General features: G+C 67.4%; 19 protein-coding genes. 9 read left to right on the top strand and 10 right to left on the bottom strand.

Annotated features, from left to right (window positions below):
• The first annotated feature begins 8 nt into the window (after nt 1-8).
• A complete protein-coding gene (locus EW117_RS14175; RefSeq protein ID WP_129787377.1) occupies nt 9-1448 on the top strand; it encodes an alpha-amylase in 1440 nt (479 codons plus the stop codon).
• Nucleotides 1449-1527: 79 nt separating this feature from the next.
• On the opposite strand, the gene EW117_RS14170 is transcribed toward EW117_RS14175, so the two are convergent.
• The 3 genes from EW117_RS14170 to EW117_RS14160 form a co-directional block, all read right to left on the bottom strand.
• The gene (locus tag EW117_RS14170; RefSeq protein WP_242504289.1) at nt 1528-3978 is read right to left on the bottom strand and encodes an esterase-like activity of phytase family protein; all 2451 of its coding nucleotides are present in this window, start codon (nt 3976-3978) and stop codon (nt 1528-1530) included.
• A gap of 146 nt (nt 3979-4124) precedes the next feature.
• Nucleotides 4125-4844, bottom strand: a complete 720-nt coding sequence (locus EW117_RS14165) for a hypothetical protein (protein ID WP_129787376.1) — start codon at nt 4842-4844, stop codon at nt 4125-4127.
• Nucleotides 4838-6613: a polymorphic toxin-type HINT domain-containing protein gene (locus EW117_RS14160; protein WP_129787375.1), complete on the bottom strand. Its 1776-nt coding sequence runs from the start codon at nt 6611-6613 to the stop codon at nt 4838-4840. The genes EW117_RS14165 and EW117_RS14160 overlap by 7 nt, the downstream gene beginning before the upstream one ends.
• 87 nt (nt 6614-6700) lie before the next feature.
• On the opposite strand from EW117_RS14160, the gene EW117_RS14155 reads away from it, so the two are divergent.
• Both EW117_RS14155 and EW117_RS14150 read left to right on the top strand, forming a co-directional pair.
• Entirely contained in the window at nt 6701-8002 is a 1302-nt protein-coding gene (locus EW117_RS14155; RefSeq protein WP_129787374.1) for an MFS transporter, read from the top strand.
• Between the two features lie 106 nt (nt 8003-8108).
• The gene (locus tag EW117_RS14150) at nt 8109-8513 is read left to right on the top strand and encodes a hypothetical protein (RefSeq protein WP_129787373.1); all 405 of its coding nucleotides are present in this window, start codon (nt 8109-8111) and stop codon (nt 8511-8513) included.
• A gap of 22 nt (nt 8514-8535) precedes the next feature.
• Here EW117_RS14150 and EW117_RS14145 read toward each other — a convergent pair whose 3' ends face one another.
• A complete protein-coding gene (locus EW117_RS14145) occupies nt 8536-9378 on the bottom strand; it encodes a hypothetical protein (protein WP_129787372.1) in 843 nt (280 codons plus the stop codon).
• 96 nt (nt 9379-9474) lie between these two features.
• Between EW117_RS14145 and EW117_RS14140 the strand changes: the two genes are divergently transcribed.
• Together EW117_RS14140 and EW117_RS14135 are read left to right on the top strand one after the other, a co-directional pair.
• A complete protein-coding gene (locus EW117_RS14140; RefSeq protein WP_129787371.1) occupies nt 9475-12810 on the top strand; it encodes a DEAD/DEAH box helicase in 3336 nt (1111 codons plus the stop codon).
• An 84-nt stretch (nt 12811-12894) separates the two neighbouring features.
• Nucleotides 12895-13668 (top strand): DNA-binding transcriptional response regulator, encoded by a 774-nt coding sequence (locus tag EW117_RS14135; RefSeq protein ID WP_129787370.1) that lies wholly within the window; start codon nt 12895-12897, stop codon nt 13666-13668.
• 72 nt (nt 13669-13740) lie between these two features.
• On the opposite strand, the gene EW117_RS14130 is transcribed toward EW117_RS14135, so the two are convergent.
• Nucleotides 13741-14136, bottom strand: a complete 396-nt coding sequence (locus tag EW117_RS14130; RefSeq protein ID WP_129787369.1) for a DoxX family protein — start codon at nt 14134-14136, stop codon at nt 13741-13743.
• Nucleotides 14137-14549: 413 nt separating this feature from the next.
• Between EW117_RS14130 and EW117_RS14125 the strand changes: the two genes are divergently transcribed.
• Nucleotides 14550-15713, top strand: coding sequence for an HNH endonuclease (locus tag EW117_RS14125; protein WP_165362694.1), 1164 nt, complete (start codon nt 14550-14552; stop codon nt 15711-15713).
• Nucleotides 15714-15841: 128 nt separating this feature from the next.
• Here EW117_RS14125 and EW117_RS14120 read toward each other — a convergent pair whose 3' ends face one another.
• The 3 genes from EW117_RS14120 to EW117_RS14110 form a co-directional block, all read right to left on the bottom strand.
• Nucleotides 15842-18124, bottom strand: coding sequence for a phage tail protein (locus EW117_RS14120; RefSeq protein WP_129787367.1), 2283 nt, complete (start codon nt 18122-18124; stop codon nt 15842-15844).
• A gap of 237 nt (nt 18125-18361) precedes the next feature.
• Nucleotides 18362-18844 carry a hypothetical protein gene (locus EW117_RS14115; protein WP_129787366.1) on the bottom strand — a complete coding sequence of 161 codons (483 nt, stop codon included), beginning with the start codon at nt 18842-18844 and terminating at the stop codon, nt 18362-18364.
• Nucleotides 18845-19347: 503 nt separating this feature from the next.
• Entirely contained in the window at nt 19348-20019 is a 672-nt protein-coding gene (locus EW117_RS14110) for a hypothetical protein (protein ID WP_129787365.1), read from the bottom strand.
• 239 nt (nt 20020-20258) lie between these two features.
• Between EW117_RS14110 and EW117_RS14105 the strand changes: the two genes are divergently transcribed.
• Both EW117_RS14105 and EW117_RS14100 read left to right on the top strand, forming a co-directional pair.
• The gene (locus EW117_RS14105) at nt 20259-20444 is read left to right on the top strand and encodes a hypothetical protein (RefSeq protein ID WP_129787364.1); all 186 of its coding nucleotides are present in this window, start codon (nt 20259-20261) and stop codon (nt 20442-20444) included.
• Nucleotides 20441-20968, top strand: a complete 528-nt coding sequence (locus tag EW117_RS14100) for a PDDEXK nuclease domain-containing protein (RefSeq protein ID WP_129787363.1) — start codon at nt 20441-20443, stop codon at nt 20966-20968. The genes EW117_RS14105 and EW117_RS14100 overlap by 4 nt, the downstream gene beginning before the upstream one ends.
• Before the next feature lie 38 nt (nt 20969-21006).
• On the opposite strand, the gene EW117_RS14095 is transcribed toward EW117_RS14100, so the two are convergent.
• Together EW117_RS14095 and EW117_RS14090 are read right to left on the bottom strand one after the other, a co-directional pair.
• Nucleotides 21007-21924 (bottom strand): PKD domain-containing protein, encoded by a 918-nt coding sequence (locus tag EW117_RS14095; RefSeq protein WP_129787362.1) that lies wholly within the window; start codon nt 21922-21924, stop codon nt 21007-21009.
• Nucleotides 21921-22499 (bottom strand): DUF6318 family protein, encoded by a 579-nt coding sequence (locus EW117_RS14090; protein WP_277986466.1) that lies wholly within the window; start codon nt 22497-22499, stop codon nt 21921-21923. Before EW117_RS14090 ends, EW117_RS14095 begins: the two co-directional genes overlap by 4 nt.
• A gap of 194 nt (nt 22500-22693) precedes the next feature.
• On the opposite strand from EW117_RS14090, the gene EW117_RS14085 reads away from it, so the two are divergent.
• Entirely contained in the window at nt 22694-23938 is a 1245-nt protein-coding gene (locus EW117_RS14085; protein ID WP_129787360.1) for an asparaginase, read from the top strand.
• Nucleotides 23939-23999 lie beyond the last annotated feature (61 nt).

Here is a 23999-nt window from a genome sequence, read left to right as displayed (position 1 = left end):
GAGCCGCCATGACGCGCCATCCGAACGTGCCCCGACGCCTGCTCGCCACTCTGACGACGTTCGCCACCGCGCTCGCCCTGGGCCTGGTCGCGACAACGGCCGCACCCACCGCCGAACCGGCCCGGGCCGCCACCCCTGAGCACGGCGACGGCGACGTCATTCTGAACATGTTCCAGTGGACCTGGGACTCCGTCGCCGCGGAGTGCGCCGACGTCGTCGGCCCGGCCGGGTTCGGCTACGTGCAGGTGTCACCGCCGATGGAGCACATCCGAGGCACCCAGTGGTGGACGTCGTACCAGCCGGTGAGCTATCGGATCGAGTCCAAGCTGGGCACCCGCGCCGAGTTCGCAAACATGGTCGCCACCTGCGACGCCGTGGGAGTGGGCGTGATCGCCGACGCCGTCGTGAACCACATGGCCGGGGCCGGCCAGTCGGGTACCGGGGTGGCCGGGACGGCGTACTCCGACGACAACTTCACCGGCACCTACGGCGCGCAGGACTTCAACGACTGCCGCACCGACATCGCGGACTACACGAACCGCTACGAGGTCCAGCACTGCCGCCTGGTCGCACTGCAGGACCTGCGCACCGGCTCGGACTACGTGCGCGGCAGGCTCGCCGCCTACTTCGACGACCTGGTCTCGCTCGGCGTCGACGGGTTCCGGATCGACGCGTCGAAGCACGTCCCGGCGTCGGACCTGGAGGCGATCAAGTCGCGGATGAGCAACCCGAACGTGTTCTGGGTGCACGAGGTGATCGGCGCCGCCGGCGAGCCGATCCAGCCGTCGGAATACCTGGGCAGCGGCGACTCGCACGAGTTCGACTACGCGCGGCAGCTCAAGCACGACTTCGACGGGCAGATCAAGAACCTGCGGTTCATCGGCGACGGAAAGCTGCCGTACAACCGAGCGGGCGTGTTCGTGGACAACCACGACACCGAGCGCAACGGCGAGTCCATGAACTACAAGTGGGGCGCCAAGTACGTGCTGGCCAACACGTTCCTGCTGTCGTGGCCGTACGGGTCGCCCACGGTGTACTCGGGCTACGAGTTCTCGAACAACGACGCCGGCGCGCCCGGCGCCACCTCGACCACGGTGCCGGACGCGACCTGCGGCGCCGGGCAGTGGACGTGCACCCAGCGCTGGACGGAGGTCCGCGGCATGGTCGGCTTCCACAACGCCGTCGTCGGCACCGAGGTCACGAACTGGTGGGACGACGGCGGCAACCTCGTCGCCTACGGCCGCGGCAGCCGGGGATACGTGGTGCTGAACAACACCGCGTCGGCGGTGCAGCGCTCGTTCCAGACGTCGCTCCCGGCGGGCACGTACTGCGACGTCGTCGCGGCGGCGGACTGCTCGGTGGCGCGCACCGTCAACGGTGACGGCTGGTTCACGGCGTCGATCCCGGCCTACGGGGCCCTGGCGCTCCACGCCAACGCCCGCACCTGAACACCTTTGTTGTGGGCGTGGTCGTTGCGCCTAAAACGGGCACGTAGTCGCAACGATCACGCCCACAACAAAGTGTTTGTCAGCGGGAGAGGGTGCGGGCGCTGCCCAGGTTCAGGAAGACCGTCTCGCCCGTCGCGTCCTGGACGCCGTCGTTGTCCGTCACCGCGTAGACCCGGCCGTCCCCGCCGATCGTCAGGCCCTCGAGCTTCTCCTGCGTCCACCCGTTCGTGGCGCGCAGCGCGGGCAGGACGTCGATCGCGAGGCGCTTGCTCAGCACCGGGACCGTCCCCGGACGCGGGTCACGCTTCGGCAGGTCCACCGTGTACACCGCCTTGAGCGCCGCCGCCGGGCCGTTGAGCTTGTCGCGCTCGATCACGGCGAGCGTGTCCTGGTCGACGACGGTCACCTCGGACAGGCCGATCCAGTCGCCGTCGGCGGTCGGGGCGGACAGCGGGTAGCCGAACCAGGTCCATGCGCCGGAAGCGACGTCGTACCGTCCGATACGGGCGTAACCACCCACGCCGTCGTCACTGGTCAGGCCGCGCTGCAGCGCGACGAACAGGTGCTCGCCGGACCGGTCCACGGTCCCGGCCACGCCCTCGATGCCCCATTTTCCGAGCCCCGCGGCGACGTCGTCGGGCAGGCTCACGCGCTCCTCCACGCGGCCCGACGCCGCCACGCGCACCAGAGCATTCTCCGCGCCGGTCTTGCCCTCGACGCCGAGCCAGAACCCGCCCGCCTTGCCCCGGACCGACGGCCGGGCCCAGATGCCCTCGGCGTCCAGGCCGACGGGCTCGCCGTCCTCGGTCACGAGGATCTCGCGGTCGATCACCGCGGGGCCGCTCTTGGCGCGCCGTCCGGCGGTCGAGACGGAGAGGATCGACGTCGGCGACTTGGCGGCGTCGGTCACCGTCCACAGGCGATCCCGCTTGCGCGGGTCGGCCGAGAGCGCGCCGAGCGCGGTCCAGCCGATCGGCTTCCTGGTTCCGGCGGTGGTGACAGCGTCGGCCGACACGATCGACGGGAAGGCCTGCACCGATGAGCGGCCGTGCGCGCCCCGCGGTGCCGTCGAACCGGACGGCGCCGCGTACTGCCGGCCCTTGCCGAACACCGAGACCGACGCGCGGACGCCGTCGTCGGCCGAGTCCTCCTCGGAGGACACGACGAGCAGGTTCCGGGACGGAACCGGCAGGAGCCCTTCCGGGCCGTTGGTCGTGGCCAGGACCTGCACGAACCGCGGGGAAGCCGGGTCGGACACGTCGTAGACGGCCACGAAGTTGGAGCGCTCGGAACCCACGAACGCGTAGCGGATGCCGTCGAGGGTCGCCACCGCGAGGCCCTCGATCTCCACGCCCTTCTTCCCGGCGCGGTCGTCGTTGTGCAGCCCGACGCGGACGGCGAGCTCCTCGAGGTCGGCGCCCGCGTCCCACACGACGTCGCCGGTCGCGGCCTCGAAGACCGACCAGCCGCGCGTGCCGCCCTTCCAGTCGCCCTCGTTCGCGGTGGCGACGTGCTCGTCGTCGACCCAGCCGATGGCGTCGGGCTCACGCGGGGCGGCCTCGACGGACCCGGTCTGGTCGATGGCGCCCTCGTCGTCTGCGTCCACACCCTCCAGCGCGACGTCGCCCGCCGAGAACACGTTCTCGAGCTCGCCGGACACGACGTCGAGCACGGCGACGCCGTTGTTCTCCTGCAGCGTGACCGCAACCTTGGTGTCGGACGGGTTGATCGACACGTACTCCGGCTCCGCGTCCTGCGGGGTGTCCAGGCCGGCGGCGGCGAGCGCCGCCACGTCGAGCGCGACGGGGCGGGTCTGCCAGGCCTCGGGGTTGCTGCCCGCCAGGTCGACGAACTGCAGGAACCCGGCGGGCGCCTGCGGGAGGTCGCCCTCCTCGCCCTCGCCGGTGTCGGACAGCACGTCCTCGTCGCGCTGGTTCTCCATGGCGATGACGGCGTGGGCGCCGTCGTGCGTGACGGCGATCGAGTCGGGCTGGCCGCCCAGGTCGATCGAGCGCACGCGGGTACGGGTCGCGAGATCGACGACGTCGAGGCGGCCCGACGGCGCGGTGAACGACGTCGAGCTGTCGACCACGACGAGCACGTAGTCGCCGACGACGGCGACCGACGTCGGCTCGTCGTGCTCGGAACCGAGCTCGGCGAGCGACAGGGAGCCGAGGCCCTGGGGCGCGGAGGGGTTGCTGATGTCGACGAACCCGATGCGGTGGGCTGCGGCGTCGGTGTGGATGAGGGTGTTGCCGTCCTCGCTGACGGCGGAGATCTCGGCGACCGTTTCCTCTGTCGGGTCGGTGCCCGCGGGAGCGTTCTGGAAGACCGGGTACGTGGCGAGGCGGTGGAAGGTCTCGCGGGGGCTGGTGCGGCCGATTCCGCTGACGTCATCGATCGAGCCGAAGGCGCTGGTCGAGATTGTCGAGACCTGCTGACCGACGGCGAACGCCGGGAACGCGCTCAGCCCCAGTGCGAGGGCGGCGCCGGAAGCGATGAATGCCGCGTGGCGGCGGTTGGGAGACACACGGGGCAGGTTGACCCCGACCTGTGGCAGCTGGGCTGCCCTCAGGTGGCGACGAAGTGGCCTTGGCATGAACTTCAGGAGTGCGTCCGCCGACCTTTCGAACTCGGATCGACGGCCGCACTCGAGGGCCATGTGGACGTCCAGGCTCAGAGAGCCAAACTACCCGCGCGCCCTGCGACGTCCTCCCATGATGCCTCCGCCAGGCCCGCCAGAGGGTCCGGCAAGGCCTCCGCGAGGGCGGAAAGGAGCGTCTGGTCACCGACGACCGCGTAGCCGCCCCAGGGATGACGGTCCAGTGGGATCACACTCGCATAACCGCTCGCGGGCCCCGCCGCCAGATAGGTGAGCGAGGCCGACCGATCCGCCTCCTCGCGATCGACGTCGCCGATCCCCCCGAGGGCGAGCAGGCCTCGCTGCATCATTGCGGTGGACGCCGCGTACCAGGCTCGGGGCGAGGCGTCCTGCGCCATGAGGGCGAGACACGATCCACTACCGCGGGCTTGCCGGATTGCCGAGAGGAATGCATGCAGGCTGCCCGAGCGCGGGTTCAGCGTGCTCCACTCCGAACGCACCTTGAGCCCGCGGGCCGTTGTCAGAGACCCTTCAGCGATGAGCTCATGCTGAAGATCGCTGTAGCGTCCCGCGAAACCCGCGGGTGGCTCCGGCGCGGTGCCTGGTGCGAACCACGTCCCCAGCCCGCACCATTGGTAGGACTCCCAGGATGTACCGAGCAGGGTGACCAGCGGTAGCTCATCATCCACATCAGCCGGAAGCCACAATGCAGACGGCAAACGCCTCACCATCTCGTCGGGCCAGTGGAGCAGCGCTCCCAGCTCAGAGCCGTCGATCGATGTGGCGGCTACCATATGCGCTCGCTTCCGTAGAAGTAGTGACCTTCCGGCCCGTGGTAATGGGGTAGTGCGTATTCATTCGTATCCGCGAAGTAGTGACCATTCGCGTGGTGGTCGATCTTCACAAGGTTGCCGCTGTCGTCGATGGCTTCGAGCTGCTCCCACGGCTGGCCCTGAGGGCCCCTGATGTTCGGGTTCGGGCCGTACATGACGTGGGTGTCCACCAGAGACTTGTCAGGGACTCCGTAGGCGTCGAGCACAGCGTTCCGGGCATCATCCTGAGTATCGAACCACTTGTCCGCCTTCTTTGAGACGATCTCGGTGGCATCGTCCGCGGCCCCGCCGTGGCTGTTGTGGACGAGGACGGGTGTGTCGCCGGCGTGGACGTAGTAGCTGAGGTTGTTCTCGACGTGGAAGTTGTAGACCGTGACGATGTCGGCCAGGTCGCGATCTTCGACGTCGACCGCTTCCAGGACGGTGGTGCCTCGGGGGGTGACCAGCACATCGCCCGGGCGGAGGTTGCCAGCCATCTGCCAGCCCTTGTCCTGGACCATGAACGGGTGCTCGGCCGTGGTGGAGACTACGGACCCGTTGATGGTCAGGTGGTACAGAGCCAGCGTCTGGTGCACGAACGTCTCGGCGACCAGCTGCAACTCGTCCAACCCGGTCTGCAGGTTGCGGGTCCAGACCTTGTCGCCGACCACGATGTCCTCGATCGGCTTGATGCCGTCCACGGTCAGCACCGGGGTGCCGGCGACGAAGCAGGCACCGAAGCCGAGCTTGCAGGTCTTGCCGGACTTCAAGGCGCCCTTGCTGATCCCCTTTGCCAGCCCAGTCGCTGCCTTGGCCGCGCCACCCAGACCGATCAACGACAACGCCGCACCCGCGATCGCGATGCCCGCCTCCGCCCAGGACCGCTCACCCGTGGCCGCCAGCGTGATGTTCGCGACCGCCGACACGATGGCGGCCACCGCCGCGATCACGATCAGCACCCCGGCCAGCGCGGTACCCACCACGGGAATGAACGCGACGATGATCGCGAGGATCCCTGCGATGGTGGAGATCATGTCGGCGATATCCGCGATGGCGGCCACCAGCTTGGAACCCCAGTCCTCCCACCAGCCATCGTTCAGGTCATCGGAGCTGGTGATCTCCTCGATCTGATCGATCGCATTCTCCGCGGCCCGGTCCCGGTCCGAGACGGCGGTCTCGATCGTCCCCTGTGCGCTCGAGATCGTCCCGGCCGCCTGATCGGCGTCATCACCGGCCTGGTCGGCCTTCTGCTGGTACTCCTGCTTCTCGCTCTCGTCGGTCGCGGAGTCGGCCATCTCCTGCCACCGGTCCTTCGATCCCGACGCCGCATCCGCCGCATCCCGCGCCGTCCGCGCCTGCTCCAACGCGGCCAGGGTCTCGGACTGCACCCGTTCCAGGGCGTCCGCGTACCCGACCAACGCGTCACCCGCGGCGACGTACCGGCCGTGCGCCTTACGGATCTCGCCGATGGTCTCTTCCTTCGTCTCCATCAACGCATCCACCGCCAACGAGATCGTGCCCTCGACATCCAGGCGCGACATCGCCGACGCCGCGTTGTCGATCGAGTCGGCGACCTCCAGGTACTCCTGCCCACCAGAGAGCACCAGCACCGGATCACCCGGCGTGGGGTCAGCGTCCAACCCCACCGGCGACCAATCAGACGGCCTCGACATCGCGCACCCTTCGCAAAACGGACAGGCTCCTGACCAGGGAGGATATCCAACGAGTTCCGAACCCGCGATGGATAGCACTCCCCATGACACCGGCCGCCGGACCAAGCCAACCCACGACCGCCGTCGGCCCGCGCCCATGGTTGGCAGGACAACTACTGTGAGCGAGTGACCGTCCTTGGCGAACTACGCGCCCTGTTGCGCCTTCCCGGGTTCCGCAAGCTGTTCACGGTGCGCCTCGTCTCCCAGGCGGGCGACGGCATGTTTCAGGTCGGCCTCGCGAACCTGTTGTTCTTCAGCCCGGAATCGCAGGGTTCGGCCGCCGCGATCGCGGGCGCATTCGCCATCATGTTGGCGCCATTCACGATCGTCGGCCCGTTCGCCGGCGTCTTCCTGGACCGGTGGCAGCGCCGCCAGGTACTGGTGTTCGGCAACGCGGTGCGCGTGCTCATCACCGGCACGATGGCGGTGCTCATGCTCGCCCAGGGCGTCACGCCCGCGATCTACGTGCTCGGGCTCGCCGCCCTGAGCGTCAACCGGTTCCTCCTCGCCGGCCTCTCGGCAGGGCTTCCCCGTGTGGTCCAGGGTGACCTGCTGCTCACCGCGAACGCGCTCACGCCGACGCTCGGCGCGGGCGCCGCGTTCCTGGGTGGCGGCATCAGCTTCGTGCTCGGGTTGGCCATGCCGACCGGCCGCATCCAGGACGCCACAGCCCTGACCTGCGCGTGCGTCGTCATGGGCTGCGCCTCGTTGCTGGGGCTCCGGATGTCCCGCACGCTGCTGGGACCGCTGCGCCCCGCCGTCGGCCCGATCCACAACGAGGTAGTGGTGGTGGTCCGCGGCCTGGTCGACGGCGCCCGCTACCTGGCCGCCCGCCGGACCCCCGGCCAAGCCCTGCTGGTGATGTCGCTGCACCGCTTCCTGTACGGGGTGGTGTTCATCGCGTCGATTCTCATGTCGCGCAATCTCCTGGCCGCACCCGGCGACCGCACTGCCGGCCTCGCCACCTTCGCGACGGTGATCGGCGCGACCGGCGTCGGCGGCGGGCTCGCGATCGTGCTCACAGCGGTGCTCGCCCGGCGGATGGCCCCGCAGTCCTGGATCGCCGTCATGCTCCTGGTGGCCGGCGTGTCACAGCTGATCCTGGTGCCCGAACCGGGATTCGTCACGGTCGTGACCGCCGCCGCACTGCTCGGGCTCGCGGCGCAGGGCGCGAAGATCGCCGTCGACACGATCGTGCAACGCGACTCCGAGGACGTATACCGGGGTCGCGCATTCGCCTTCTACGACGTCCTCTACAACGCGGCATTCGTGGGCGCCGCGGCTCTCGCCGCCTTCCTCGTGCCCGACGCCGGCTGGTCACCCGGGCTATTCGTCGCCCTCTCCGTGGGGTACATGGCGTCCGCGATTCTGTTCGGCACGATGGCTTCTCGCACGGCAACGCTCGCGAGGCAAACGCAGGAGGGGTGAATTTGTGGATGAGGTCCGGTCTCTGATACCTATCGTGCCCGTTTTGCAGGTAGAACGGTGCAAAGATTGATGCACTTACCTACACAGGGACTGGAGGTTTCCGTTCATGTCCGACGCACCCGCCGTCACCCCGACACCCACCTGGGGTGAGGTGTTCCCATGGTTCCGCGAGGTCATGGCCGAGGACGACGCCTGGTACGTCGGCCAAGTCGACAACAAGACCGATATCGGCACCGCCCGCCTTGCGGACGCCGCTGTGACGCGCCTCAAGTCATTGCCCGTCGGCCGTCTCTTTCCCGCCGTGCGGCGGGTCGAGCGCCTCGACGAGCTCCCCTGGCCGAAGCACCGGCTGCTCAACGCACTGCATCGCGGCGGCTGCTTCACCGGGGACGACCTGTCCTACATGGTGATCGCCGAGATGCTTTCCTGGGAGTCCGTCGGTCCGATCATCGTGAAGCAGATCCTCGAGGTCGTCGCGCTCGAGGAGATCCGAGCGAGCTCCGCGAAGTAGTGCCGACACGTCGGCCCCGGGCTCAGGCCTCTGCAGAGGGCTGTGCCTCCGCCTGGGGCTGAGTGTCTGAAGTGCTCGTGTCCTGCCGAGACGCCGCCAGCCTGCGGGCGGCGACCACAGCGAACGGCACGACGGCGAGCAGCAGCAAGCCCTGCACGATCTGCACCGCACCGTACGCACCGCCGTTGTCACCGATCACACCGACGGCCCCCGCGATCCCGAGCACGCCGACGACGCCGGCCAGGACCGCACCGATCCGACGCGTCACCGGCGATGCCCAGCCGCAGAGCACAGCCGCGGCGACGGCGAGCAGATTCAGCAGCATGATCGTCAGGTACGAACTGATCATCCCGGGCAGCGGTCCGCCGTAGGGCATCATCGCGATCACCGGCTGAAGCATGCTCGCCCACAGGATGTAGAGCAGGGCGCCCGCCAGGACGACCCAGAAGCCCGTCCGGCGCGCCGCCGCCGGCCCGTGCAGCAACCGTGCGAGCAGCGCCCCGGCCAGCACGAGCACCAGCTCGAGCATCGCCAGGAGCGTGCCGAGCAGGTATTCGGGCAGGGCGCCCTGGAGCAGCTGCACCGTAGCGGTACCGATCTGCAGCAGCAGGTGCGCTCCCACCACGACGATCGCCACGGTCAGGACTCGCCGGGCGCGGAGCACCGTGGCCCCGACTGCGAGCACGATCGTCCCCGCCATCGCCGCGTTCTCGACCACGTAGACGGCGTTGGCCGCCGTGAAGCCGAGATCGAGCTCGGTCCCCGGCACCAGCAGGCGCAGCGGCACCGACATCCACACGGCGACAGCGAGGAGCAGGACGCTCAGGGCGGCCGGGCGCCGTCCGGCGTCGGGCAGACTCTTCATGCGGACACTCTCCCAGAGGTCACCAGCTCCGTGGAATCGAAGGCGCACTGTGGACAACTCCACGGGCGTGTCGGTGGGGCGTGGAACCATGGGGTGGTGTCCTCGCCCATACCCGCTCCGCGCATCCACCCCGCGGCCATCAAGCTGCTGGTGGGCAGCGGCGCGTACCAGCGCGGCGAGGACTACCAGAAGCAGGGCCGGGTCATCTCGTGGGAGTGGTTGCCCGACGACCTCCTACTCGTCTCCTGGGTGCGCGGCAGCGGGCGCAGCACGTACTCGTGCTCCATCGGGTTCAGGACCAACGAGCCCGGCCCGCCGGTAGTCGCCGGCTCGGACTGCACGTGCCCGGTCGGGTCCGCCTGCAAGCACATCGCCGCGACGTTGCTCGAGTCCGGGTCGGACGGGCTGGCCTCGCTGGTCCGGCCGGCTTCGTCGCTGAAGCGCGCACCGCAGGTCCCGGCGTGGAAGGCCGCGGTGCAGCAGCTCGTGCCGACGGCGCCTGCCACCGCCCCGGCGGCGTCCGACACCGAGCCGGTACTCGCGCTGCAGTTCCGGGTCGACGGCGCCGCGTCGGCCAACAACCTGTCCCTGTCGGTCCGGCCGGTCCAGCGCAACGACCGGGGTGCGTGGGTCGGCGGCACGGCGTCGTGGAACTACATCCGCAACGGGTTCCTGCGCGGCGTGGACCCGAGCGTCCGGGAGTGGTTCACCACGCTCGACGCCCTGCGCGCCACCAGCCCGCACGGTTACGGGTACCTCAGCACGGGCGACTGGATCAGCCTCGACGACGTCCTCCCCCGCCCGTTCTGGCGCCATCTCGCCGACGCCGCGAGCCTCGGCATCGAGCTCGTCGGTAAGTCCAAGCGCGAGTCGCTCCGCCTGGCGAGCGAGGCGTCCATCGCCCTGGACCTCTCCCTGCCCGACGGCGGCGCGCGGCTCGAGCGGACCGTCGCCTTCGACGGCGTGGTCACCCTCGCGACGTCCGTGGGCACGCTGGGCCTGCACGGCCTGTTCGCGGTCGAGGAGTCTCCCTCTGGCCGCACCATCGTCCTGGGCCCGACGGCGGCGCCGCTCAGGGATCAGGAGCACGCAGCAGTCCAGCTGGCCGACGTCGCCATCCCGGCCGACGCCGTGGACGAGTTCATGGCGGACTACCTCCCGCTCCTGCGCCGTGAGGTGCAGGTGCACGCCGATGCCGGCGTCGAGCTGCCGGCCCTGCCTCGTCCCGAGCTCGTGGCTTCGGTCGAAGCGGTCTCGCCGGCGGAGATCAGCGTGGCGTGGCGGTGGGCGTACCCGCCGTCGGACAAGGAATACCCGCTGACCACGGCCCTGGAGCCGGGCAGCGACCTGCGCGACCTCGCAGCGGAGGCCGCGACCCTGGGCCGGGCGGTCGCCGCGGTGCGCGACGTGCCGGGATTCGGGCACTTCCGGGTGGCGCCCGAGGTGTTCCGCGGGCTGCAGGCGATGGACTTCGCCACCACCGTGCTGCCCGTGCTCAGGGAGCTGCCGGACGTGCGCGTCGAGAGCGAGGGGCTGCCGGAGTACCCCGGTCTCGAGGCCACGCCGGTGGTCAGCATGCGCGCGTCCGACAGCGGCGACCTGGACTGGTTCGACCTGGGCGTTCTGGTCACGGTCAACGGGCGGGAGATCCCGTTCGGGCCGCTGTTCGATGCCCTCGCCCGGGGCAAGAAGCGGTTCATGCTGACCGACGGCACGTGGCTGCGCACGGACCTGCCGGTGTTCGGGCAGCTCCGGACCCTGATCGAGGAGGCACAGCGGCTGTCGGACCGCCCGGGCAAGCTGCGGATCAGCCGGTTCAACGCCGGCCTTTGGGCGGAGCTGGAGCAGGTCGCCGACGTCGTCGAGCAGTCCGACCGCTGGCGGCGTTCGGTGAGCGACCTGGTCTCCCTGACCGCGGACGGTGTCGACGGCCCGGAGTCGCTGCCGCCGCCCGTAGGTCTGAAGGCCGAGCTGCGCCCGTACCAGCAGCACGGATTCGAGTGGCTCACCTTCCTGTGGCGGCACGGGCTGGGCGGGATCCTCGCCGACGACATGGGCCTCGGCAAGACCGTGCAGACCCTCGCGTTCGTGGCGCAGGCCCGGCAGGAGATGGCCGACGGTGCGGCCGGTCCGCACGGAGTGCCGCAGCACCGCGGAGGCACTTCGCCGGGTGAGGGCGGCAGCCGGCCGCCGTTCCTCGTCATCGCACCCGCCTCCGTGGTGAGCAACTGGGCGGCGGAAGCCGCGAAGTTCACGCCGGACCTGAAGGTCGCGACGCTGCCGACCACCGCGCGCAAGGCGGGTACGTCCGTCGCCAAGGTCGCGGCCGGTGCGGACATCATCGTCACGTCGTACGCGATCTTCCGGCTGGACTTCGACGCGTTCACCGACGTCGAGTGGAGCGGCCTGATCCTGGACGAGGCGCAGTTCGCGAAGAACCACCAGACCCGCGCCAACGAGTCCGCCCGCCGGCTGAAGGCGCCGTTCAAGCTGGCCATCACCGGCACGCCCATGGAGAACAACCTCATGGAGCTGTGGGCCATGCTCGCGATCGTGGCGCCGGGCCTGTACGGGTCGGCGAGCAAGTTCCGGGAGGACTACGTCAAGCCGGTCGCCGGCGAGGGCGACTCGACGCCGCTGCTGGCCCGGCTCCGCCGTCGGATCCGGCCGCTGCTGCTGCGCCGCACCAAGGAGCAGGTGGCGCCCGAGCTGCCCGAGCGGCAGGAGCAGGTGCTCCGGGTGACCCTGGGCGCCCAGCACCGCCGGATCTATGACACGCACCTGCAGCGCGAACGCTCCCGCCTGCTCGGGCTGCTGGAGAGCTTCGACGAGAACCGGGTGGCTGTCTTCCGGGCGCTGACCACGCTGCGCCGGATGGCGCTGGACGCCTCCCTGGTGGACCCGGAGTACGAGGGCGTGCCATCGGCGAAGCTGAGCCTGCTCGCCGAGCAGCTCGCCGAGGTCGCGGCCGAGGGGCACCGCGCGCTGGTGTTCTCCCAGTTCACGTCGTTCCTGGCGAAGGCGGCCGAGGTGTGCACGGAGCTGGGGATCCCGTACGAGTACCTGGACGGATCCACCACGAAGCGGGCCGAGGTGATCAGCCGGTTCAAGGACGGGTCTGCGCCGGTGTTCCTGATCAGCCTCAAGGCCGGCGGGTTCGGACTCAACCTCACCGAGGCCGACTACGTCTACCTGCTCGATCCCTGGTGGAACCCGGCGACGGAGGCCCAGGCGATCGACCGGACGCACCGCATCGGGCAGACGCGGAACGTGATGGTGTTCCGGATGGTCTCGGAGGACACCATCGAGGACAAGGTGATGGCGCTCAAGGCACGCAAAGCACGGCTCTTTGATGCGGTGCTGAGCGACGATGCGGGGGCGTTCGCTGGGGCGCTGGGGGCGGAGGAGATTCGGGGGCTGCTGGAGGGCTGACGCTTCCGCGGGTCGGTCCGGTCCGTCGCTGGTCGAGATCGGCGCAGTTCCGCGCATCGTCCCCTGACCGGTACGTTTACCTCCGTGGCCGACCTGATCAGCGCTATCGCCAGCCTTCTGTGGCCCCTGCTCGTGATCGTCGTGCTGCTGGTGTTTGGCCGGCAGCTTCTGTCGAAACTTCGTAGTTCTGACGACGTCACCCTGGAGATCGGTGGGCAGCGGCTCAACTTCAAGCAGGCGACGGACCAGCAGTCGGACATGATCACGGACCTGCAGCGCGAGGTGGCGTCGCTGAAGCGGCGGCTGGACTATGTGGACAGCGTGCCGTTTGGAGATTCCGCCGTTCGACGCTCGGAGCCTGACCAGGCCCAACATGGGACGCCCGGGGGCGTCTCGCAGGTGCCTGACGAGTCTGGGGGCGTTCCTCGTTCCGACGACACGTCCTGGATGCTGGAGGAACAAGAGCGGCGGATTTCGGTGCCCGCGCCCCGGTCGATCCTCTGGGTCGACGACCACCCCGAGAACAACGCGATGCTCGCGGAGTCGTGGCGACGCGACGGCGCGGAAGTCGAGATCGCGCGCTCGACCAGCGAGGCTCTGCGAATTCTCGGCGGGCGCGCGTTCGGGCTGATCATCTCGGACATGGGCCGGCGGGAATCCGACGTCGACGTTCCGGACGCGGGGCTGCAGCTGCTGGCTAAGGTCCGCGCGATGAATACGAGTGTGCCGTTCGTGCTGTATGGGAACGTCGGGCCGTATGCCAAGGATGCTCGGGCGGTTGGGGCGACGATGGTGACGGACTCTACGTTTGAGCTGGTGGAGTTCGCTAGCGGGCTGGGGATGCTCGACCAGGTGTGACCTGAGCGGTTACGCGTCTGATCGTCGAGCCCTCGGTCGGCCCCTTTCGCTGGTCGAGCCTTTCGAGATCTCCTACTTGCGCGTCGCGGCCAGGGCCCACGCGACGAGCGCCGGTTGACCCAGGAGCCGTAGTGCCCGCTTGCGATCAGTATCCAGGCCGAACGCGTTCCGGTGGTCAACGAGCTGCGCGATGTTCCCGGGGAAGACCGCGACGAAGAACGCTGCCGCGAGAGCACCCAACCGGCGTCGGGCGGGCTGCTTCCAGGTAGCGATGAGCGCGGTGCCGAGGCTGATCTCGACGACTCCTGAGCCGACCACGACCGTGTCGGGATCGACCGGAACCCAGTTGGGGACCTGGGCCTGGAACTCCTTACGTGCCTTGGTGAGGTGGCCGATGCCTGCGGTGAGGAGAACGGCGCCAAGGGCCACTTGGCCAATGCCGCGGATGATGCTTCCGGTGGTCGCCATGGGTTCCATCTTGCGCCCAGGGTGGCACCTAAGTGCCAACAAGATCCGCCCATCTCCTTACGGTCACGAACCTTGCGTCATCTGTGACGCTCCTGCGCCGAATACCCATGCCCGAGAGCCTTCATGGTGCGCTGATGACCGGTGCCCTCACCTCCGCCTTGAACAGACCCCGACCTCAACGCGCAGTTGGGTAAGGCTCTCGGCTATCAACCAGCAGCCTGCCTGATCCCCGCTCGATCGGACACGCAGATGCGGCAATCGATCTCAAACGAGCTCCCCGCCTGTTCATCGTCCGCGTCACCGGGTGACATTTTCACCAGCCTGCCCCGATCCGACCTCGTCGCCACGCTGTCACGTAGCATCTGACCTGGTTCGTTGCCTATACGCAACAGCGATTCGGGGGGATGGTACGCATGCTGGAGCCAACGGTCGGTCGCTTGTCACAGACCGCACAGCTGGCTGTCGACGAGCTCTACACGTCCGGCTTGGCGCAGTTTGCACGGCAGCATAAGCGTCAGAAGGCGGACGATCAGTTGATTCGCTTCGGACAGATGGCCGTTCCGTTAACATCAATGGCGGCAGCGATTATCCGCTTGAATACCGACATCACCGCAAATGCTCGCACGGACCTGACCGCACCGATCAATGCGGAGCGCTTACTTGGTGAGCACGGGCTGGATGCGCACACGGCAGGCGGATTTCAGTCGCCAGAAGTCGGCGATCAATTCCTCAGCCGAACCGACGTATGGCGCGCCTACGGAGGTGACAGAAACGCGGGGATAATTCGATTTCCAGGTGACGACGTCGTCAATTGCTTTTCTGACGATGATAGCGGGTCTTATGCTGACGATGAGCCCTCTGTGTTCGAGCCATTCGGATATCGAGGCGAAGGACTACACGGTGATCAGAAGTTCATACGCGGGAATCGCCGCCTCGAAGAGGCATTGCAGGGCGGGTCTGTAATTCGCTTCTGGCACCGGCCGCTCGGCGGCGCCTTCACATTCCTGTACTGGTGCGCCGTCGTGGGTCGCCGTTGGGACAGAGGTATTGATGCCGATGGCAGGAGCCGCAAGGAGATCGTCTGGATTCTCCACAAGGTGTCCGACCCGTTGAACGTTGAGGTGCCGGAACATGTAATGGAAGTGGGCCGTGCAGAGATTGCCAACATGAACGCCGGTCCCGGCCCGGAAGTTAAGGACAGCCCGTCCTACCTTGAGCTACGCCATCGCGCCATCGATAGAGATCCGAATCAGTCACGCCACGATTATCTTGTGCGTAGGCCAATACGCAGCCGAGCTGCTCGACGTGCCGTACTTCTCCGAGCACAGAACAAGTGCGAAGCGCCCTGGTGCGAGGGCATGCCCGTTGACCGGTTGGAGTCAGGGGAAGCAATTCTCGAAGTCGATCATGTTGACGGCCTGGCCGGAGGTGGAGATGACTCTCCCAGCAATATGGTTGCACTCTGCCCGAACTGTCACGCTTCCAAGACCAGGGGAAAATACGCCAAGAGCTGGCAGCGCAAACTGGTTGAAATTGCCAGAAGAAACGATTCGGCGATGATGCAGTCGGGAAAATAAAGGCGACCGCGGATAGCTTCTTTCCGTAACCAACAGAAGGTCTCGGATCGCAGTGCATTTGGCACCAAGTTTTACCGAAATCTACGTCGAACTAATGCGGGTTGCGCGGGTCCAGAACAACGCACGAATCACCGCACGAAGTAGATCGTCCTGACCTTCACGCTCTTGGTGCCAGTCACGGCCAACCGCACCTTAGCGACCGTTACCTTGCCGGACGACGTACTGAGGGTTGTCCACTTGGAGCCGCTCCTCGAGGCATACGCGTTGACTGTACCCAGGTACTCCGCTCCGGCATACACCTTCATGACTCCGTAGCTAGGTCCGGTCTGCACCTTGACTCGCACGGAGCGGACACCGACGACGCCCTTCGTCTCAGCACCAAATCGGCTCGTGACGGTCGCGCCGAAGTTGCCGGTGTCCGCGGCCGTCATATAGCGGTCACCAGTCATGAAGGGCGCATTGACACACTTCCAGGCCGACCATGAGCCGATGTTCCCGACTCCGTCCTTAGCGCGAACACGCCAGCACGACTGGTCGCCCGGGTCCATGCGGAATGTCATGTCCCTGCCGGGAATCTCGCCCCAGAGGTACCGACTAGCTTCCGTGGGCATCCGGGATCGACCCCCTGCATACCGGTTCTCAACTTGATAAGCCGCCACACCCTGGTCGTCCGACGCGGCGAAACTGAACTTGGGCCTCCAGGTCATCTCATCCGCGATGATCGGGACGAGCCACCGCGATGACATGGTCGCCTTCGTGACCTTCGGCGCCGTTCCGTCGACGTAGGTGCAACGCGACGATGTCCAGCCGGAGACATTGCCCGCCACGTCACGGGCGCGCGCGGAAAAGCACACTCGGTACGACTTCCCGGTGCCCACGGTGAACGAACGCGTAGTGATGCCCGTGCCCGATCGCGGGTAGATCCACGAGCCGATCTGCGTGCCACCCTTGTCCTTGTGGTATCGGACGTCGTAGGTGGCGACCTTGCCGTTGTCCCTCGCCGAGTACCTGAAAGTGACGGGCGTTGCGATCCCTGTGGCCTTAACCCGTGCAGGCAGGGCCGCCGTGGTCAGGGTCGGCCGGGTGCCGTCGATCGCCACACACTGCTCGGTACTCCAGATGCCTTGGTTGCCGGCGCGGTCCACCGCTCGAGCCGACCAACAGGTCGTCGACCCGGCGGGATGGGTAACCGAGACTGACGAAGCCGTGACGATGTACCCGCCGAACGTACTTTGTCCAGCAAGCTTCTGCCGGAACCTGAGCTCGCCGTTCGCCACGCCGGAAGCCTTGTATGGATACGTTCCCGCGTCGGTCGCCGACATGGATGCCGAGTAGTTGCGACTCGCCATCACCGACCCGTCCCCGCTCGACGTCCCGGTGATGCTCACGCTCGTCGAGGGTGCCGTTGTATCGACGATCTCAGTTGCAAGCTCCGATGACCACGCGCTGAGGTCAGCCGCCCGAACGTCACCACGGGCGTCGACAAACGCAACAGCAGTCGCACCGTCATCCAGGTCGAACGACGTGACCGGACCAAGCGTTCCGCTACCCGCAGCAGTGATCCCACTCAGGGCGGGCACTACGGTCAGGTCGCCGGATGCCGTCGACCTGCCAAGCGCGAAAGCCTCTCCCGTCACGAACCCCCGCTCCAATGACCCCGCGGACACGAGCCTCGTGTAAATGCCGCCCATGTCGGCCGCCCCGATGGCACCGTCCGATCCACATGATGCGAGCACCAGTCGGGAGCCGGCCCCGGAAAGGGCCGCATCTCGCCAGTCCTCCTCCGGGCACACAGCGTCCCAGGCGATACGACGGGTGGTCGGGATGTCGAACACCCGGACGTCGGTCCTCATCATGGTCACGACATCGTCGCCAACGACGACGAAGCCCTCTTCGCCGTTCCCCGGGGACTGGGCAGGAAGTTGCAAGTCCTGGTCGGACACCACCGACTGCACGGCGACATATCGCATGGAGTTGAGATATGCGATGTACTGCGCGCCGCGTCCCAGGCTCGTCCCGACCGGCACTGTGCGGCTCCCGCCGCCGTTTCGGGTCCAGGCGACAGTCTCGTTCTCGCCCTGCCGCAGGTGCACAACGTCGTTCTCCGCCGCGATCAGCTCGCCCGCAAGATCAGTGCCGCCCCAGGTCGAGGACCACTCTCCACCAGCACGGTCACGCCACAGCACCTGTGGCCCGGTGTCCCCCGCGATCTGGACGAATACCGTCGAGGCGGTGAGCGCGACGGTCTGCACCATGCCGGGCAGGTCGGCAGCGGCGGCCAACAGGGTGGACGGAACCTCGGTGGTGGACAGCGCGGATGTGGTGTCCAGTGCCACACTGCTCGACTCCGGACGTGCTGTCGCCTCGTGCACCGGGATCAGGCCGACCGTCAGCAGCGTCGTCGCGGCCACGGATGCCATCCACGCCATTCCGCGGGGCCCGAACGTCGGGCGTGCTGCAACCTCGCGAGAACCCATGAGTTGCCCTCCACTGTCGCCGCGAGCGGAGATCGCAGAGCGGCACGACGAGGACTGTATCGGCGGTGCGGGCCGCGTCAGGGGCCTTTGGCACAGCAGGCCGGGTGAAGTCTCTGAGCCGAATGTTGGATCGAGGATCAGACGCTGCGCCGAGGTAGCGGCGAGAGCCGGTCAGTCTTGCACGAGTGCCTGCAGCTCGCCGATACGGATTTGGGTGCTATTGGACGGTGACGTGAAGGGAATCTGGCCACCCAGACCGCCGCTGCTCTGCCACTCGACGACCCAGTAGGCCGTGCCCGTAAGAGTTAGGCTGCCCGGGCTGTTGTTCAGGTCGGCCCCAAATCCACAGGTTGGGGACGGCTCCGCGCTGTTGCGACCGTCGTACGGCGTGCCCGGAGCGTTGGGGCCATCGCACGTGATGGCACCGATCGTGGTGCCGCTTGCTGAAGTCAGGGTCCACTCGACGCGGTCGAGCGTTCCCGTCGCGCTGACTGAAAGTCCACCCTCGCTCGCAGATCGCGCGATCGGGCCGATCGTGTTCTCAGCACGGTTCGCAATCCACAGCCAAATCGGCAGGCCAATCGCGCCAACCGCGTTCGGGTTGCTTGTGGTTGCCGGTGGGGTGGAACCGATCTGACCCATCGTGAGGTTCATCGCCGCGACAGCGCGCTGAGCGAGTTCCTCGGCAGTAGGGCCAACTGGTGCAACTGGATCAGCGGACCAGTAGTACGAGTGGCCCTGGCAGGCCCTCACGTCACCGCCCGCTTCTGCGCAGTCTGGCGGGGTGCACTCAAGAACGATCCCATCCCCCGGTTCGTGACCTTCCCAGGCCGGGTCGCCCGCAGGTGGTTGCGGGCTGGCATTCCGCACATAGCAATCGCCGTCCCACCCGCCGTACTCAGTGCTGCATGGGACAACCTCACCAAGGTCGCGACACACTTGTGGTCCATTGCCACCACCGCCGGGATCGCCCCCGTCACCATCACCTCCGCCGCCAGCGTCGTCTTCGCACGGAATCATGACCCCGTCTGGCGTTGTCCCTGGGGTGCATTCGTCCGCAACGGCCATTGGTATGGGAACAAGCATGACTAGCAGGGTCGCCAATGTCGCCACTGACCCAGCCATGGCTCGCGCGACCGTCCGTGTCACCGGTGAGGTCAGCATGCTTGCTCCGGGTGTGGCGTCTGCTCGTTCAGTGTCCAGTAGCTCCCCGGCCCCTGGTGGCGCATCACGTAGTCGAACGTGTAACGAGTGGGCGCACCGGCCTTACGCGGAGTCTCCTCGCCGTTCTCTGCAAAAGTGCGCACGTCACCAAAGTCAACGCAGGCGTTGAGGTGGACCTCTTCGTTCCCGACGTCTGATGTCTTGTAGTTGGTCACGTTCATTGTCTCAACCGATGCTGCGCCGGTCGTATAGTCCCCGGTCTCCGCCGATTCGGTGTACACAGCTCGAAGCGAAGCTCGCAGCGCTGGGTGTCCCCAGAAGGGTCTGAGTTCCGTATCCCAGTCCTTGTACCCGTTGTTCGCCACGGTCGCCGTTGTCTCGTAGTACTCCACGAGGCGCGCCTTCGCGTCAGCGATGTTCTTCGCCTTGATCTGCTCCGGCGTCGTCGGCTTGGGCGACGCCTTCGGAGACGGCGACGCCGAAGGACTCACCGACTCCGAGATCGACGCCGAAGGTGATGACGAACCCGGACCGGGGATCGCTCCTTGGACCGTCTCCGGCTCGAACACTCCCGAACGCACGACCGCGAACCCGGCTACCGCAATGACTGCGACCCCGATGAGGACGGCGATGGTGCGCGTGGGCGTGATGGCGGACGAGACCATCCGGCGACTCCCTCAACTTCGGGCAGAACTCAGTGAACACGGCCGTAAGCAAGGGTGCGCTATATCCGTCTTCTCGGCAAGGTGCTTCCGTGATAATTCACAACATCCCGCCAACGTAGGACAACGACGGTCCAGGAACTCGTCATGACCTCGCCCAGATCCGGCTGAAGCTTGTGCGGTTTCGTTGCGTATACGCAACTCGGGTGGCGGATGCTGAGATCTCTCTACAGGCTTGGGCTATGAGCGATTCCACCAGCACAGAGGCCGAGCCAGCACCCGAACGCTACGACCAGTTCATCGCAGACCTGAAGGCGCGTGTTCGGGCCGCTCAGCGCGGGTTCGAGGCGGCGTTTCCAGGCGGCGTCGTTGCCTGGCCCGGTGCCGACGGCTTTCCAGGGCGCGAAATCGCGAGGATCAATTCATGAGCTTCTTCCTGCGCACCGAGGACTTCCAACCGGAGGGATTCGAGGACGTCGTCGGAGAGCTCGTCGACTCGATCCGGCGCTCCTTCACGGGCATCGTCGTGGACCATCTCGAGGATCTGCTCGCCGTGCCGCCTCGCCACATGTGCCTGGTCGACCGCCACGTGACCATCACCGAGGACGCCCGCGACTACACCGTCGACCTCTTGCTCTTCCACGTCACCCAGATGCGGTACATCGCCATCCAGGTCCGGGCCGGCCGCTTCGACCCCGCCCTCGTTGCCCGCGCTCGCTACACCCTTGACCTCGTTGACGACCTGGTCCGCGTGCCCACGGTCCACGCCCCCAGCGTGGGCGTGCTGCTCTGCACGGATGCCGCAGCCGACCAGGAACCGGGCCCCGTCGCCATCACACTCTACGACGGCGTCAGTCCCGCCGAGCAGGCTGAGCTCCCGCTCTCAGTGGAACTGACCGGGCTGATCGATCGCTGCATCGACACCAGTGCTATCAGGAGCCAGACAGCCTGATTGCGCGGCGCTGTGTGCGTGGCGAATCCGCCTCGGAATCAGCCGCCGTACAGGTCTTCCACCAGTCGCGCTCGCGCTTCCAGGATCTCCAGGCTGTCCGACGACGACACCGTGGTTCCCTCGCCTGCCACGTCATGCCAGGTCGGCTCGCCGGCCAACCGGAACTGGCCGTGCCATGTCGTGGTGAGCGAGATAGTTGCCGCACCCGGATTCGCGTAGGCGTGGGCAACCGTGTGGGCCGGGTACGGCGCGCCAGGATCCGTAGTGACCAACGGAGTCGATCCGTCGCCGAAGTCCCACGAGTAGTTGGTCGGCAGAGCCCGGATCTCTACGGGTATGCCGAACAGACTGGTACTCATTGTGCGGGGTTGGCTCTCAGTGAAGGCGATCGTGTCGACATTGACCAACGTCCAGCCGTCCGGCGGTTGCACATTCACCTCCGACGGCGCGATCTCCATCTCCTGGAACGCTCGTGCCGCGGCTACAGGGATATCGACTTGCTGCCGTTGCTCGGCCAGGCACGACTCCTCCTCGACCATTTCTGCGTCCGTCCATCCGCCTGCCTGTCGGCGCTGCTCGAACAGGGCACCGACAGCCCGCTCGTTTTCCTCGCACTCGATGCCGGCATAGGCGAGCTGGTGGCCCTCGTTGCAGGACTCGGCGAAAGAAGTAGCGCCGCCGAGGTCTCGGAGGAAACACATGGCCGGGGTCACGCGCCATTGGCGGACGGGCGGCGGCTGGCGCGCCGGCGAGACATTCGACCCGGAATCAGCGCTACCTCCTTGCACCGACCTAGGAGCGGCGCGTTCGGCACCGACGGATATCGTCTGCCCGCGCGCAGTTCCACCGAACTGCTCGTAGCCGTCGTCTGCGTGAGCCCACAGGGGTGAGCTGACCGCGATGAATATCCCAACGATCGCAATCGTCGTGCCGATACGGGCGCTGGCGCCGTTCACGGGGTCGGCCCAGACGCGATCTCCACAACGACCCAGTCGCCGCTCTTCCAACCGAGCTCCACACGGTATGTGGCCTGCTCATCTTCACCCTCAAAAACAGTGACACCATCGGCATCGGTGATCTGCGCTGCGGACTGCTCGACTTCGAAGTCGAGCGGGTATATGCCAGTGACCTCGTCTCTCGCGTAGGTTTCGAGCAGGACGCTGCGAATTTCACCGCCAGTCCACGTCTCATGGCGTGTTCGAATTCTCTTAGCCTGTTCAAGCGCGTCATCGCAGAACCCGCAAGCCCGATGCGACATCGCCTCGAACTCCTCGGTATCCCCCGTCGCCATCACATACGGGTAGAGCTCGATGAAGTACTCCGCCGCAGCCGCCGCCCCCTTCGCGTCGTCCCGCTTCATCGCCTCAGGCCGCTCCGGCTTCGCCGGCCCCGTCGGCGTCGGGCTCGCGGAATCAGACGCCACCGGCGTCGACTCACCAGTCGGGGACCCAGTCACGCCTGGATCAGGCGCCGACCCAGTACACCCAGACAGCGCGAAGCCGACCGCCACGATCAACCCCGCCACGCGCATCGTCGCGCCACTCATCCGCGTCCCCCTGCCGCTCACGCCCCACCGTTGCGTATCCGCAACAGCCGAGAATGACGCTAGCCCGGCCCAGGCGATCCGGAAAGTGGGTCCTGTGGATAACTGTCAACACCCGGGCAATCCCACCGAAACTCCCGCCCCATAGCGTCGGCGACGAGCCGACCGAAGGGGAAGAACCCATGCCCACAGTCATCGCCCTGACCAGGCGCACCATCGCGGCCGCCACGGCCGCCGTCGTCGGCACGGCGACGCTTGCCGGCGCCGTCGGCTGGAACATCGCCGCCGACCGGGCGCCCGCGCACGTCAGCATCCAGGCCGCCGGGACCAACCCGCTCGGCATTCGGTCCGCGGCGTACGAGCAGGCCACGGCGCCGAAGAGCCGCACGCCCAGGGTGGTCGTCATCGCGACGGGCGGCACGATCGCCGGGAAGGCGTCGGGCCGCGACACCTTCACCAACTACCGTGCCGGGACCTACCTCATGGAGGACATGCTCGACACCCTGCGCCCGGAGCTCGACTCCGTCGCCGACGTCTCGTCGATCCAGTTCGGCAACGCGGGCTCGTCCGGCTACACGATCGCCCAGTTCCACGAGCTCACGCTCACGGTCGAGAACGCACTCAAGAACGCGGACGCCGTCGTCGTCACCACCGGGACCGATACGCAGGAAGAGTTCGCGTACTGGCTCGACCTGACGGTCCAGTCCAAGAAGCCCGTGATCACGTCGGGCTCCATGCGCCCCTGGGGCGCGGGCGACGGACCCGACTCCGACCTCGTGTTCGGCACCGACGCGCCCGCCAACCTCTACAACGCGATCAAGATCGCGGCGTCCCAGCAGACCTACTGCTTCGGCACGGTCCTCATGCTGAACGACGAGATCCAGGCTGCCCGCGACGTCACCAAGACCAGCTCGTACCGCACGGACACCTTCCAGTCGCGCGAGTACGGGGTCCTCGGCTGGATCGACGGCGACACCATCATGCTCGGCCGGGCGCCCGCCCGCGTGCTCGACTGCGACAGCCGCCGCTGGTACACACCCTTCGACCTGTCCGACGTCGGACCCGGGGAACTGCCGAAGGTCGAGATCGCTATGTCCTACCAGGGCGCTGGCGGCGAGGCGATCGCCGGCTTCCACGAGGCCGGCGCGACCGGCATCGTCACCGCGGGCACCGGGGCGGGCGGCATCTCCCGCGCGATGGGCACCGCCCGCTCGGCCGCGGTAGCCGACGGCGTCTGGTTCGTCTCGACGACCCGCACCGGCTCCGGCGGCTCGTACGGAACCGGCGACGGCGTGATCGCCGGCGGAGACCTCACCCCCGTGAAGGCCCGGTTGATGCTGCTGCTGTCCCGCACCTTCACCGACGACATCGACGAGGCGCGCGACTGGTTCGAGGACTACGGCACGCCGACCTTCGCCCAGGACTGACAGGCCCTGCTGCCCGCTTCGCTGGTCGAGCTTGTCGGAGAGCGGGAATGCCCTCCGACAA

Source organism: Promicromonospora panici (assembly GCF_900608595.1).
Classification (GTDB): Bacteria; Actinomycetota; Actinomycetes; order Actinomycetales; family Cellulomonadaceae; genus Promicromonospora; species Promicromonospora panici.
Note: the sequence above shows the minus strand (reverse complement) of the source record. Positions and strands in the feature narration are given on the sequence as shown.